The organism is Arthrobacter sp. ISL-5 (assembly GCF_018613835.1).
Lineage (GTDB): Bacteria > Actinomycetota > Actinomycetes > Actinomycetales > Micrococcaceae > Arthrobacter.
Map to the genome: position 1 here is coordinate 1 of NZ_JAGGPM010000026.1, position 13264 is coordinate 13264.

At 61.6% G+C, this 13264-nt stretch carries 13 protein-coding genes; 9 read left to right on the plus strand and 4 right to left on the minus strand.

Features of this window, described 5'->3' with window-relative positions:
- Positions 1-250: 250 nt before the first annotated feature.
- Positions 251-844 (plus strand): recombinase family protein, encoded by a 594-nt coding sequence (locus J7I89_RS14075; protein WP_214971432.1) that lies wholly within the window; start codon positions 251-253, stop codon positions 842-844.
- A gap of 157 nt (positions 845-1001) precedes the next feature.
- Here the strand turns inward: J7I89_RS14075 and J7I89_RS25940 are convergent, their stop codons facing one another.
- Positions 1002-1499 (minus strand): helix-turn-helix domain-containing protein, encoded by a 498-nt coding sequence (locus J7I89_RS25940; protein ID WP_214971435.1) that lies wholly within the window; start codon positions 1497-1499, stop codon positions 1002-1004.
- 214 nt (positions 1500-1713) lie between these two features.
- On the opposite strand from J7I89_RS25940, the gene J7I89_RS14085 reads away from it, so the two are divergent.
- The 4 genes from J7I89_RS14085 to J7I89_RS14100 all read left to right on the plus strand — a co-directional run bounded on the left by J7I89_RS14085 (position 1714) and on the right by J7I89_RS14100 (position 7021).
- Positions 1714-3102, plus strand: a complete 1389-nt coding sequence (locus tag J7I89_RS14085; protein ID WP_214971438.1) for an IS1380 family transposase — start codon at positions 1714-1716, stop codon at positions 3100-3102.
- Between the two features lie 522 nt (positions 3103-3624).
- On the plus strand, positions 3625-5355 hold the full coding sequence (locus J7I89_RS14090; protein WP_214971441.1) for a CocE/NonD family hydrolase: 1731 nt from the start codon (positions 3625-3627) through the stop codon (positions 5353-5355).
- A 79-nt stretch (positions 5356-5434) separates the two neighbouring features.
- Entirely contained in the window at positions 5435-6850 is a 1416-nt protein-coding gene (locus J7I89_RS14095) for an APC family permease (protein ID WP_214971444.1), read from the plus strand.
- Positions 6851-6874: 24 nt separating this feature from the next.
- Positions 6875-7021: a hypothetical protein gene (locus J7I89_RS14100; protein ID WP_214971608.1), complete on the plus strand. Its 147-nt coding sequence runs from the start codon at positions 6875-6877 to the stop codon at positions 7019-7021.
- A 145-nt stretch (positions 7022-7166) separates the two neighbouring features.
- Here the strand turns inward: J7I89_RS14100 and J7I89_RS14105 are convergent, their stop codons facing one another.
- Entirely contained in the window at positions 7167-7763 is a 597-nt protein-coding gene (locus J7I89_RS14105; protein ID WP_214971448.1) for a recombinase family protein, read from the minus strand.
- Positions 7764-7887: 124 nt separating this feature from the next.
- A complete protein-coding gene (locus J7I89_RS14110; RefSeq protein ID WP_214971450.1) occupies positions 7888-9000 on the minus strand; it encodes an MFS transporter in 1113 nt (370 codons plus the stop codon).
- A gap of 139 nt (positions 9001-9139) precedes the next feature.
- On the opposite strand from J7I89_RS14110, the gene J7I89_RS14115 reads away from it, so the two are divergent.
- Genes J7I89_RS14115 through J7I89_RS14125 form a run of 3 tightly spaced genes read left to right on the plus strand, consistent with a single transcriptional unit; the run spans position 9140 to position 10838 of the window.
- Positions 9140-10129, plus strand: a complete 990-nt coding sequence (locus J7I89_RS14115) for a LacI family DNA-binding transcriptional regulator (RefSeq protein ID WP_214971452.1) — start codon at positions 9140-9142, stop codon at positions 10127-10129.
- Between the two features lie 35 nt (positions 10130-10164).
- On the plus strand, positions 10165-10521 hold the full coding sequence (locus J7I89_RS14120; RefSeq protein WP_214971455.1) for a multidrug efflux SMR transporter: 357 nt from the start codon (positions 10165-10167) through the stop codon (positions 10519-10521).
- Positions 10521-10838 carry a multidrug efflux SMR transporter gene (locus J7I89_RS14125; RefSeq protein ID WP_214971458.1) on the plus strand — a complete coding sequence of 106 codons (318 nt, stop codon included), beginning with the start codon at positions 10521-10523 and terminating at the stop codon, positions 10836-10838. Before J7I89_RS14120 ends, J7I89_RS14125 begins: the two co-directional genes overlap by 1 nt.
- A 648-nt stretch (positions 10839-11486) precedes the next feature.
- Here J7I89_RS14125 and J7I89_RS14130 read toward each other — a convergent pair.
- A complete protein-coding gene (locus J7I89_RS14130) occupies positions 11487-12077 on the minus strand; it encodes a TetR family transcriptional regulator (protein ID WP_214971461.1) in 591 nt (196 codons plus the stop codon).
- A gap of 83 nt (positions 12078-12160) precedes the next feature.
- Here J7I89_RS14130 and J7I89_RS14135 point away from each other — a divergent pair, with 83 nt between their 5' ends.
- Positions 12161-13087 (plus strand): aldo/keto reductase, encoded by a 927-nt coding sequence (locus tag J7I89_RS14135; protein ID WP_214971464.1) that lies wholly within the window; start codon positions 12161-12163, stop codon positions 13085-13087.
- Positions 13088-13264 lie beyond the last annotated feature (177 nt).

A 13264-nucleotide genomic window follows, 5' to 3' on the forward strand; every position in this document is an offset into this window, starting at 1 on the left:
TAGGCACGCGGATCCGTGTTGGCCCGTCACGAACATTGGAACAGGATCCGGCGCTAACGGCCCTGGCTCATGTTCGAGGTTCAGGACCAATGCTCGGAAAACGCACGCTTAGACCCCGCTTAGACCGGTGTCGGGAAAGGATCATCTACCGACACCCCGACCCTGCCGGCGACACGCCGCGAAATCCATGTCGAAAACCCGCGCCGGAAATCAATGTCGGCAAACCCTGCGGTACGGGTATTATCGACACATGTTGATCGGATACACACGCGTCTCCACCGCCGACCAAAACCCCGACCACCAAACGGACGCCCTCGCACGCGCCGGCGTCGACCCGGCCAACATTTACCTCGACCACGCCAGCGGCGCCAAAGCCAGCAGGCCCGAGCTCGACAAGGCCCTCGCCTCCGCCAACCGGGCCGGTGACCAGCTCGTCATCACCCGCCTCGACAGACTCGGCCGGTCGGTACTCCACCTCGTCACCCTCGGCGCAGATCTCCGGGAACGTGGTGTGGGATTACGTGTCCTCGAGCAAGGCATCGACACCACGACCGCGGAAGGGCGGGCAATGTTCGGGATGCTCTCCGTCCTCGCCGAACTCCAACGAGAACTCATCATCGCCAACACCCGCGACGGCCTCGCGGCCGCCCGCGCCCGGGGACGAACTGGAGGAAGACGCCCCAAACTCACCCCCGACCAGGCCAACCACGCCCAACAGCTCTACGACGCCGGGGACCACACCGTTCAGCGCATCGCCGATCTGCTTCAGGTCCCGCGCTCCACGATCTACGGCCACCTCAACAAAACAAGCATCGGACGACGCCCCACCGCCGGCACCTCCTGACCAGGCAGAACAGCAGCTCCGACCAGCCTTAGCAGCTTCCTTATTGCACGATTTCGTCCCACTACTGCCCAGGCCCCGTTATCCGGCCCCAACAGGCTTAGCGTGACTTTTCCGAGCATTGGTCCTCAAGCCCCAATCTAGTCCGGCTGCCCCTGACTCACCGCTGAAGCTGACTGCGGCACTGGCGGCGTCGCTTTCCACCGCCGCATGGCCTGGTCAACGGTGATGGGCTGCGCGCTCCGGACCGAATCCCGCCCCTGTAGGAGGGTGTTTCCTGCCAAAGTGCACACTGCAAACGTCTAACGCGTTTCCAAGCAAAAACATCCAGGCCGGCGGCAGGCTTGGTCATCCAAGGTCGGTAGCGTTTCGAGGCCTTAGTGGCCGGATCGCGCAAAAACCGTACGGATCGGTAGGGGTGTTCATCGAAGCCGGGCATCCGCGGTGCCAGGGCATCTACATCGGGCAGTGTCAGTGCCGCGGAGTCCAAAGCTCGCTGCACCAGCCACCACGAAACGCCGAACGAGGAGGCGGCCTCGGCTGCGGCTCTTCCGGATCCGATTACGGCAGTCACCAGGGCGTCACGGAGCCGGCGGGTGGACCGTGCCCGGGGCGGTGCCTTGGCGGTTTCCTGGGGGTGAATGTTCGGCGCGGGCACAGATACTCATCGCAGATGTACCGCGCGTTCAGTGCGGCGGGCACGAACGGTGAACGCGGCTGGACAGGCATAGAAGACCCAGTTGACTCTAAGCCTTGATCCACCGGTGCTGATCGGGGCGCTGTCGGCGGTTTAAACCGAGAATGCCTGTCTTTTCGCGGAAAATGGGGTTTGTCTAGAACACCTTTTCACCGAAAAGAGAGGCATCTCGTAGATGGAACTTTCCCATACCGGGGCCTCCTTGTCAGTTTCCTTCGACGAGCCCAACCTTGTGTCGGCCGCAGGCCTGGTCCCGGTCATGGGACTGGCCCTCGCGGCCGGACTCGGTGACCTCGCCGATGAATGGCTGAGCGTGCCGACCGACAAGGGCGCGAACGCCGGCCGTAAAGTGGCGTCGCTGGTTGCCGGGATGGTTGCCGGCGCGGATTCCATCGATGACATGGCCCTGCTGCGTCACGGTGGCATGGGCAGGCTCTTCAAGGCCTGCTACGCACCGTCGACGTTGGGCTCGTTCCTGCGTTCCTTCACCTTCGGGCACGTCCGCCAGTTGGACGCTGTCGCGTCCCGGTTCCTGAGGAACCTGGCGGCAAAGACCCCGCTGATCGGCGGCAGGGCCGGGGAATACACGCTCGTTGACGTGGACGACACGATCATCGAGGTCCACGGGTACAAAAAGCAGGGCTCGGGTTACGGCTACTCCGGGGTGCGGGGCCTGAACGCGTTGCTGGCCACCGTCAGCACGAAGGACACCGCCCCGGTCATCCTCGCCCAGCGGCTGCGGAAGGGCTCGGCCGGTTCGCCCCGAGGCGCGGCACGGCTGGTCGCCGATACCCTGGCCACCCTCAAACGGATCCATGGCGGGGCCGCCGGGGAGGTGCTGCTGCGCGCGGACTCCGCGTTCTACGGATACGCCACCGTCAATGCAGCTGCCAAGGCCGGCGCCGCGGTTTCCATCACGGCCCGCATGGACCCGGCCATCAGGAAAGCGATCGCGGGAATCGGGGAAGACACATGGCAGCCGATCCAGTACACCGACGCGGTCTTCGACGAAGCGTCGGACCGGTGGATCTCCGCCGCCGAAGTCGCCGAAACACCGTTCTCCGCGTTCAGCTCCCGCAAACAAGGCGAACGCGTCCCCGGGCGCCTGGTCGTCCGCAGGATCCCGGACCTGAACCCGCACGCCGGTGCCGGACAACCGACCATCTTCACTACCTACCGGTTCCACGCGTTCTTCACCACCGGAACCCTGGACACCGTGTCCGCCGACAAAACCCACCGCGGGCACGCGATCATCGAGCAGATCAACGCAGACCTGAAAAGCAGTGCTCTGGCTCATCTACCCTCAGGTGTCTTCACGGCCAACGCGGCCTGGCTGGCCCTGGCCGCCATGGCATTCAACCTCACCCGCGCCGCCCCAACAGCGGCAGGGAACGGGCTGGCGAAGGCCAGAACCGCAACGGTCCGCAGGAAACTGATCAGCGTCCCGGCCCGGATCGCCTCCTCCGCCCGGAAACTGCGCCTCCACCTGCCCGCGGACTGGCCCTGGGAAAACGCATGGACGGACCTGTCCAACCGGATCTTCACTCAACCGGCAAAGACCTGACCAGCCGCCCCTGACCGAAACAACCAAGGACCACAGTGGAACATCACCGGCAGCGGGGCCGGGCAACTGGGCATGCCCCGAACCCGACCCACCCGAACAAACCCAATCCCGGAGTCCTCAACGAGCCCGTCGGTGGATCAAGGCTAAGAGACTGCCTTCACTCCGGCGGCCCCTTAAGCCGTTGAGACGACCGCAGAGACAGCCGCCGCTCCCGTGGCTCGCTTTTTCGACAGTCTCCGGATATCAAGTCTTCAGCCTGCAGCGGGGATCCGTTGGTAGCTGGCAGAACCAGATCTAAGTCGCCCTAGTCAAATCAGTAACCCTCCCATATGATACTGAGACAGACACGATCGTACTCTGAAAAGTACTAAAGGGCGCACCTGCCCATCCCGCGACCGCTTTCATACGCGCCCACCGGCCTAAGCGTAGGCAGATCGCAAGACGAATTCACGCGTAAAGAGACATGGCAAGGCCGCTATCTGGTCGGCTCAGTGACTTTTGCAGATAACGAGGAGAGGCCAAATGAAGCATGTTTATGAACAGAACGTGAGCCTTGATATGCGGGACGGGGTGTCGCTGGTGGCTGACATTTGGCGCCCCTTAGAGGGCAAGGCGCCTGCGCTCCTTGTCCGGACACCCTATGGCAAACGAGCGGGATGGAGTTACGGCGGCCCTGGTTTGACACATCCGAGCCTCCTGGCCCTGGTGAACGCTGGCTACGCCATCGTGCTTCAGGATGTGCGTGGCACATACGCCTCTGAGGGCAAGTTTGAGCCCAAGGTGAACGAGATCTCCGACGGCCAAGACACCGTGGCATGGATCATAAGGCAGCAATGGTCGGACGGCAACGTGGGTATGTATGGTGCGTCCTACCTTGGTATGACTCAGTGGGCTTTGGCAATCAAGGAGACACCGGGCCTTAAAGCCATTGCTCCGATTACGGCAGCTGCAGATTGGTACTCGGAGCTTTGGTACTCAACGGGAGGCGCATTGTCGTTGAGCTTGGTCACCTCGTGGAACGCGGAAATGTACGCTGCCGAGGAGCGACGTGAGCTGGTCAGCGGAAAACCTGCGGATTCCAGTACCCTGCTGCGGCTAGAAAAGGCGCTATTGGACCCGCTCTCACTCAACCATGACACGCCAATAGCCGATTTACCGGTGATCGGCACGGGACGGTGGGTTGACGACTGGTTGGCTCACCCCGATCTCGACGATTACTGGGCGGCTCAGGACTGGTCGCCCCTGCTCGGCTCGGTGGCTGTTCCGGTCTTAGCCACTGGCGGCTGGTACGATCTCAAGATTCACGGGACGGTTGCTGACTTCGTGCGGGTCCGCACGCAAGGTTCGACGGAGATTGCACGCGAGGGCTCCCGTCTAATAATCGGACCATGGGAGCACGACAGTTTCACGGGGCAGTTCGCAGATCGGCACTTTGGGGTCTTTGGTTTCGGTGATCTGACCGAAGCGCACATCGCTTTCTTCGACCAGACTCTCCGTAACCTGGCACCTGGCACCCCCGCCCCCCGGGTTCGGATCTTCGTTATGGGGATTGACCAGTGGCGAGACGAACAGGACTGGCCTCTACCTGACACGTGCTACACCGACTATCACCTGCACAGCGGCGGGTCGGCCAACACCCGGACCGGCGATGGCACGCTCAGCGCTGAGCCGTCCTCGACGAAGGCCTACGACGAATTCCGATACGACCCCCGCGATCCGGTGCCCACCGCCGGAGGCGCCCTTCTACCGAGCGTGGGGGGAATGATTGGGCCTGTGGATCAGCGAGTGGTAGACAGCCGCGGCGACGTTCTCTGCTACACAGGTCCCGTCCTCGACGAGCCGATTGAGGTCACAGGGCATGTCGAGCTCAAGATCTTCGTCTCCTCCAGTGCGGTGGACACCGACATCACGGCCAAGCTCGTGGACGTCTTCCCGGACGGACGTGCCATTAACCTTTGCGATGGGATCCTTAGACTGCGCTATCGCAACGACCTATCTCGTCCAAAAACACTGTCCCCTGGTGAAATTTACGAGGTGACCGTACCGATGTCGGTGACCTCCAATGTGTTCCTGCCCGGTCACCGCATCCGACTGGACATCTCCAGCAGCAATTTTCCTCGCTACGACCGCAACACGAACACCGGCGGCTTCATCGGGCAGGAATCCGTCGATGAAGCGGTAGTTGCCACTAACCGAATCCTGCATGGACCAGAGCACCCCAGCCGGCTCGTCCTGCCCGTCATCCGACGCTAAGCAGACGCGGATACTCAATCAATTCAGTTACCAGGGAACACCCCTGAGGCACCATCCTGAAACTACAGTCTGGAACATAATGTCTAATCTTGAACTGCCCTCATCCGGAACGACTGACCGCCCAGCGCTGGCGGAATCTGTCCTTAGCTTTCGGAAGGCTCTCGGCCTGGGCGTTGCCTACCTAGCCGTTGGGCCGAACCTGATTTTCGCACCCACAGTATTCGGGTTGGCAGCCGGGTCAGGATCTTCGCTGGCCCTTTTGCTGACAGTGCCGCTAATCGGTTGCCTTGTCTTCGCCATCAGCTATTTTGCACGGCGCTTCGTCGTGACCGGCTCCTTAATGTCCTACATGGGCGATGCGATCGGAATCAAGTCCAGGGATCTGACCGGCATCAGTCTGCTTCTAGGGTATGTGCTCGCTATCCCAGCGACGGCAATAATTCTGCTGACCTTCGTCCAGGGCTTGATCGCTGACCTCGGACTCGGGTTGCTAACTGATACCACTTCCCAGCTACTTGTATGTCTTGGCTTGGTAGCCGTCGCCGCAGCTGTTTCCGCAGTAGGGGTCAACTTCTCGGTCAAATTTGCCGTTGCTTTGTCTTTTATAGGCGTGCCATTAGCGGCACTTCTAATCGCCGGGGTCATTGCCAATGGAGGGTTGAACATCAACGACCAAATAGCCATGAACGGAGTTGACCTCACGGGGATTATCAACGGTGTCGTCCTAGTTGTTGTGGCGTTCGCGGGATTCGAAGGAATCACTGCTCTAGCGAAAGAAACACGCGATCCGGAGCGCAACGTGCCACGACTACTCATCGTAATGATGGCGATCGCGCTGGGTGCCATGTTTGTCTCGCTGGTTACACTCACGCCTGTATTTATGAGCCATCTTGATGATTTCAACTCGGGTAAGTCATTTGTGTCCATTCTGTGCGACGCTGCCGGGATGCAGTGGCTAGCCTTGCCGCTTGATCTAACGATGACCGCCGCATACATGGCTTCGCTCGTGGCCGTGTGCAATGACTCTTCCCGCGTGGTTGCCACTGCAGGAGTTGATGGCATCTTGCCCCGCGCCTTGAGCAAGATCAATGCGCGAACGAAGACCCCCCTCCGGGCTCTCGTGGCTGTCGTGCTTGTTGGCGCACTGGTTCTCATCCTTGCAGAAGCAGCGCTCGGGGCAGGCCCCATCGATCTGCTGGTGAACATTCTCCCGTCCATCGGCTACCTATGGCTTCTCCCATACGCCGCCATTTGCATTGCCCTCGTCATTTATGCGATCCGTAGCACGAACCTCGGAGGCGCAACAGTCGGAATTATTGGCGCTGCATCAATTGTTTTCGTGACCATCTGGAGCGCCACACATGCTCAAGGAATCGTCGCTCAAGTCAGTCCGTACGTCGTTTACGGCGCCGTCTTCATTCTTTTCTTTTTGAAGATGATTCGCGATCGGACTTTACGAGTAGGCTCTTCTCCCAAGACAAAAGTCGCTGCCTGACGCTTACTCGGCGAAAACGGCTGGGTGTCCGGGGTCGCTGTGATCGGGGTGGATCAGCATGTCTGGCGGCACACCCGGCGCGGGGACAAGTACATCACCGTGATCATTGACCCCGGCCCGGTCCGTGACAGGACCGGGCCGGGGTCATTGCTGGACATGGGGGTTGAGTAGTATCCGTGCAGCCATTGGCGCTAAGCGCTTTGTGAGTGTCAGGCCCGTACAATGCTGGTGTCTCGTGCGAGAGCGGCGAGTGGTATCTGGACTTCGACGTGAAGTCGGAGACTCCGCCACCGTTCGTCGCCGTCCATGACACTTGCTACAGGGCGGCGCTCTCGCGACCGGCGAGGGCTTGTTGGTGACGGTAAAGAGTGGCACGACTCCATCCGACGAGCCGCGCTGCGTCTTCGGCTGTGCGGCCCTTCGGGCGGGCGTCGGCGGCGATGGCGAGCTTGTCGGTGATCACCGCCGGATCGGACAGCGGACGGCCAAAGCGAGTGCCGTTCTGCCGAGCGGTCGCGATGCCGGCGTTCACGCGCTCTACGATCAGTTCGCGTTCGTACTCGGCGAGGGTGGCGAGCATGTTCAGCATCAGCCGGCCCGTCGATGTGGTCGGATCGATGCCATCAGAGATGGAGCGGACATGAATGCCCCGCTCGCGCAGCAGGTTCACCGTGTTCAGCACATCGATTAGAGAGCGGCCGAGGCGGTCGACCCGCCAGACGACGACGGTGTCACCGGGTTCTGCGTGCTCGAGTAACTTCCTCATACCTCGACGCTCAACCGCAGTCTTACTCCCGGATGTGACATCGGCGAACACGTCGCGTTTTTGAACGCCGGCTGAAACGAGCGCATCGAGCTGCAGTTGCGCATTTTGACTCGATGTGCTCACGCGGGTGTATCCAAGAAGTCTCACTCGCCCATTGTGACTCACAAACCCCTCACCGTCACCAATCTGAGACAGTATCTGGGGAGACGCATTTCCGAGACACTAGTGCCCTCAGAACCACGCGGACCGAAGACAGCGACGGCGCCAGCAATCAGCCGTCTCGAAAAGCTACTGCGAAGGCGATATAGATGCCGAAAAGGATGCCGGCGGCAAGACCAGCTCCCAGCGTCTGCCCAATGATGAACATCGTGGCGTCCTGTGCGAGAACGATCACGCCCATCCCGGTGGCCATAAGGACAGCAGCAAGGACAAAGAGTGGTTTGCGCCGCCCGGTCTTGTCGCTGACCCAGCCTGCCAAGGGGGCAACGAATAGCGCGACGAGGCCGCTGAGCAGGAAGGTGACGAAGAGAGTCCCTGGCAGGTCAGCCTCGGCAATCTTGATCTGGTCCTGCAGGTAGTACACCGCGTATGTTGCCATGACCCCCAGGCCAAGATTGATCAGGAAGAACGCGAGCAGGAACCAGGCAAAGTCCGGGGATTTGCGCGGGTTGATGTAGAAGCTGCCTGCGAACTCCTTGAGGGTGAAGGGGGCGCGTTCGCCTGCGGCTGGCTTGTCGTCCTTCATCAGGGCAACCAGGGCGAGCCCGAAGACGATGGCGATGGCTACCGGGAGCCCGATTTGCGCGAGGATGCTCGTGGGAAACGCCTGGATGAAAAAGATTCCCACCACGGTGGACGCGGCGGAGGCCGTGCCGGAGAGTGCCCCGACGAGGCCGTGCTGGGATTCGGGGATCCGGTCCGCAACGATGGCGAGCGTCGCTGCGATTGCGGCGTTGATAAAGGCCTGCATGAGAACCCATCCGAGGATCAACATCGGTATTGAGTCGCTCAGGCCGATAACCGCCGCGCCGACGGTCGTACCGGCGAGGCCGACTACGATCCACGGGCGGCGGCGGCCGAACCTGCTCCTGGTGCGGTCACTGAGCCGGCCGAAGAAGGGATTGGCGAGTACCGCAACCAGCGTCCCAATGCCGGCGACCAGGGAGTACGTCGTGGTCTTGTTTACGGGATCGAGCTCGGCGATGCGTAGTGCCACCGTAATAGTAGCCGGGAGGTTGATCGCCATCCAGATGCCGAACATCGCCAGCGCATATACGCCGATGAACAGTGCCCCGACGCGGGGAAGTGCTTCGGGAGCGGCGGATGCCGCGCCCTCAAAGGTTGTGGCGAGCGGGGATTCCGACTCGGGAGGGGTTGCAGTCACAGGGAAGACGTCCTTGGCTTGTCTAACTAAAACGTTACCGGTAGCGTTACCGGTACTGGTGTTGCTAAGGTAAACCCGCAGTCCCCTGAATGTCAACGCTCGCTGTAGGAGGTGCAGGATGACACGTCGAGTAACGCTCATGGATGTCTCAAAACAGGCTGGAGTCGGCGTGGCAACTGTGTCACGGGCCCTGGCGGCGGAACCGCACCGGGATGTCAGCCCCGCGACCCGCGAACGAATCCGCAGGATCGCCGACGATCTTGGCTATCGGCCCTCACTCGCGGCCAGGGCGTTACGGACCGGCGAATACCGGGCTCTGAGTGTCATCGTTCCGGACTTCGAATGGGGCTGGTGGGAGCCGGTAGTCCGTAGCGCGTACAACGCCGCCGAAGAGCATGGCTACCACCTCCTCGTGCATCCGGTTGGCGAACGCAGGGGCGGAGCTGCCGGTACTATCTCGGCTCTTAGCAACGTGCCCACTGATGGAGTGATAGTTCTCGGATTCAGCGCGAGCCGGGAAGTGCAAAACGCCGCTGCTGCGCTTCGTCTACCGGTCGTATCCGTAGACGACACGGAGGCTAATCCGATACTCCCGACCGTATCGGTAGACAATCGAGCAGGTGGTCGGATGGCAACCGAACACCTGCTCTCCCAAGGCCGGCAAAGGCTCGCATATGTCGGAAACACGTGGGCGGGTAACTTCGTTGATCAGCGAATTCAAGGATTTAGAGACGCTCACGACTCCGCGGGTATCGAAGTCAATGACCGGCTAATCCTCAGGTGTGAGAACCCGTGGGACGATCCACCGTTCACCTTCAAGGAGCTCGACGAACTCCTCGCAGACGGCGTGCGCATCGACGGGATGTTCTGCGAGTACGACCGGATGGCAGGTCCTGCATTACGGTCACTGCGCAGGGCAGGATTGACCGTGCCGGGCGATGTTGCCGTGGTCGGCTACGACGACGAGGAATGGGCTAAGCTAACAGATCCTCCGCTGACCACCATCCGGCAGCCCTACGAAGAACTCGGTGCTCTCGCGGTATCACTCGCGATTCAAGCCCAGACCCGGCCCGTGGCCGCAGAGCGGCGAACGGTCGTCCCCACTCTTCGTAAACGTCAGTCTGCATAGATCTCCCAGCACCTCTTCACCGAAGGAACCATCCAATGAACAAGACCACCAAAGGGTGGCTGCTTCTGGCTGCCGCCATCCTGGCAGAAGTGACTGGATCACTGTCCCTCAAGGGTGCGCTCGAACACCCTACCCTGTACGTCGTAGTAGCCGCTGGCTACCTCGGCGCATTCGCCCTGCTCGCCGTCGTGCTCCGTGCCGGCATTGGGCTCGGTGTCGCCTACGGCATCTGGGGAGCAAGCGGCGTAGCGCTTACCGCGATCGGCTCGCTCGCCATCTTCGGTGAGCCGCTCACCTTCCTCATGGGTATCGGCATCGTCGTCATCATCGCCGGGGTCCTATGCGTCGAACTCGGAGCTCAAGCCGCACACAAAAAAGCCGAGTCCGCGTAATGGCCTACCTGTTCCTCACCGGCGCAATCATCTTCGAAGTCGCCGGCACCGTTAGCCTTCGCCTCGCTGTCGACAAAAAACGCTGGTATGGCGGCGTAGCCGTCGGCTACCTCGTCGCCTTCATGATGCTCACCCTCACCCTCGCCAACGGTCTTCCCCTGGGCGTTTCCTACGGTATCTGGGCAGCAGCAGGCGTTGCCCTCACAGCCATCATCTCCAAATTCCTGTTCGAAGAACCCCTCACCTGGCTAATGGGCCTTGGAATAATCCTCGTAATCGGCGGCGTCCTGCTCGTCGAACTCGGCACAGCTCATTAACAAGACCCCCGCAGAAGCCAGCCGGTAGCAGCCAGACCGGGACAGATCACTGATGAACCTACGCCCGATGAAGGATTGCTAGCGGGGCACCACGGGTGACATATAACGCTGCGAAAACGCCGCCACTTATCGCTGTTATCCACACCCCCGGCCGCCGTGCGGTGCTGCTGAGGACGGGTCGTGCCTTGCCCGGTCCGGTGTCTCGAAAAGCTGTTGTATTTCAAGACGTGGTCGAGGTCGACGGCGATGACCACGCTGTGGGGCATTTTTATTCTGGATTGTGGCCTCAAGGAGGTGTTTTGTCCACCAGCGCTGCGGGTCTGAGTAGCCGGAAGGCGCCTTCGGGCAGTTCCCCGTTCAAGACAGCGTCGCCACGGTGGACCAGTTCGGCGGAGGGGACGTCGAGGCAGGTCAGAGCGCACAAAGGTGATTGCTCGCGCGGCCCTTCCTAGTCCATCCATTCAAAGGGCTGACAGGGCAGCCCAGGCGCCCCTCTTCGAGCGGAGTGCCTGATACGGGGAGTCGAGAATCCCCGCGACAAGGCGCCCAGCAGCTTCCCTCGGCTATTTCAGTGCATCGGAGGCGGTCAGGTCGTGTCGGCATGGCGTCGAAGCGGCATACCCCTACCGGGAGTTGCAGGGTTGGAGATTAGGGCCCGAGCGCCCCAAAGGTGGCGCTGAGGATCTCCTGCAGGCCCTGCATCTCGTCGGTCTCGGCCCAGGTTGCCAGGGCGACATCGAAGGCGCAGAGGCTGGCCTGGACGATTACCTTCGCTCGTAGGAGAGCGTGGTTACCGTGGAGCCGCTGGGCGACAATAGGGGTCAGGATTTCAGCCCACTGCAGGTGCTTCTCGAAGTTGCGCGCGCGGAGTGAGGGTGTGCTCGAGAGTAGCCGGATCGCGATCTTGTCACGGTCGGTCTGCTCGCGGGTGCTGAGCATCGTGGCGTACGCGGCATACAGCGACTCGATGGCGCGCTCGTCAGTCGTTCGGGCTGCGAACGCTTCGGCCACGCGCTCCCCGTAGTCGGCGAGGGTACCGATGACCATGTCCTCTTTCGCGGGGAAGTACCGGTGCACACTCCTCGCGGACACACCGGCAGCTGCTGCGACCTGCTCGACGGTCACGCCCTCGAAACCGCGTTCGGCGAAAAGGTCGACCGCCACATCGGAAAGTCGTTGCCTGACCACGTCGCGAGTGACGGCGCGGAGTCCTCCACGTGGGGTGTCTTGATGGCTCATGGAGACATTCTACATCTGACAGATATGTCGGACTCTGACAGATGTGGCATAATATGACTATCTGCCTCGGGAAAGGTTTTCACATGAAGAGACGCACCCTCGGCCAGCAAGGGCTGGCCACCTCTGCCATCGGCTACGGCGCGATGGATACTGCCCTCGGGAACGGCGCGGACTACGACGCCGCGTCGATCTCTGCGATACGCAGCGCTCACGAAGCCGGCGTCACACATTTCGATACCGCCGAGCTCTACGGTTGGGGCAAGAGTGAGCGGGTGCTCGGCGAAGCCCTCGCCCCGATCCGCGACGAGGTGACGATCGCAACGAAATTCGGATTCACGCCGGCATTCACCCCGAACTCGCGCCTGGACCACGTGCGGGACGTGGTGGACAACAGCCTCCGACGCCTCGGCGTCGATACCATCGACGTGCTCTACCAGCACATCCACGACCCGGCAGTTCCCATCGAGGACGTCGTGGGACTGATGGCGGAGTTCGTGGACGCCGGGAAGGTGAAGTACCTGGGCCTGTCCAACACCAGTGCCGAGAACATCCGGAAGGCCCACGCCGTCCACCCGATCAGCGTCGTGCAGACCTCTTACTCGATCTTCGACCGCCAGTCCGAGACGCTGTTCGAAGTGCTTGAGGAGCTCGGGATCGGCCTGATCGCCTACCGCCCCCTGGCTAGAGGATTTCTCACCGGCGCCGTAAAGCCCCTCGAGGGCTACCCGGCCGGTGACTTCCGCCGCAACAACCCCTGGTGGGCACCCGGCAACTTCGAAGCGAACCTCGCGATCGCCGAGGAGCTGCAGGTTCTCGCGGACAGGCGGGGAGTGACGTTGTCGCAACTGTCCCTCGCTTGGCTGCTCGCCCGCAAGCCCTACATTGTCCCCATCCCCGGCTCCCGAGGCCCGGTGCGAGTGACCGAAAACTCGGCGGCCTCCGAGTTCATCCTGACACCCGACGACCTCGCCCAGATCGAGCGGATCGCACCCCGCGGAGCCCACGTCTAACGCTGAACCTCATGGGTCACGACAGCAGAACCCGGCGCCACGAACACCCGCCTGGCACGGCTTTTCCCAAACAGCTTCCCACTATCTGCCGGACCCGAGCACCGGGAATATTCTGTCAGACTCTGACGTTCCAGACTTAGACTGCCAATACGGCGCCCCAATGACCTGATCGCGCTA

Excerpts from the sequence above, each read along its gene's own strand:
- J7I89_RS14075 (WP_214971432.1), top strand. The coding sequence starts at position 251 with ATGTTGATCGGATACACACGCGTCTCCACCGCCGACCAAAACCCCGAC.
- J7I89_RS14085 (WP_214971438.1), top strand. The coding sequence starts at position 1,714 with ATGGAACTTTCCCATACCGGGGCCTCCTTGTCAGTTTCCTTCGACGAG.
- J7I89_RS14090 (WP_214971441.1), top strand. The coding sequence starts at position 3,625 with ATGAAGCATGTTTATGAACAGAACGTGAGCCTTGATATGCGGGACGGG.
- J7I89_RS14095 (WP_214971444.1), top strand. The coding sequence starts at position 5,435 with ATGTCTAATCTTGAACTGCCCTCATCCGGAACGACTGACCGCCCAGCG.
- J7I89_RS14115 (WP_214971452.1), top strand. The coding sequence starts at position 9,140 with ATGGATGTCTCAAAACAGGCTGGAGTCGGCGTGGCAACTGTGTCACGG.
- J7I89_RS14120 (WP_214971455.1), top strand. The coding sequence starts at position 10,165 with ATGAACAAGACCACCAAAGGGTGGCTGCTTCTGGCTGCCGCCATCCTG.
- J7I89_RS14125 (WP_214971458.1), top strand. The coding sequence starts at position 10,521 with ATGGCCTACCTGTTCCTCACCGGCGCAATCATCTTCGAAGTCGCCGGC.
- J7I89_RS14130 (WP_214971461.1), bottom strand. The coding sequence starts at position 12,077 with ATGAGCCATCAAGACACCCCACGTGGAGGACTCCGCGCCGTCACTCGC.
- J7I89_RS14135 (WP_214971464.1), top strand. The coding sequence starts at position 12,161 with ATGAAGAGACGCACCCTCGGCCAGCAAGGGCTGGCCACCTCTGCCATC.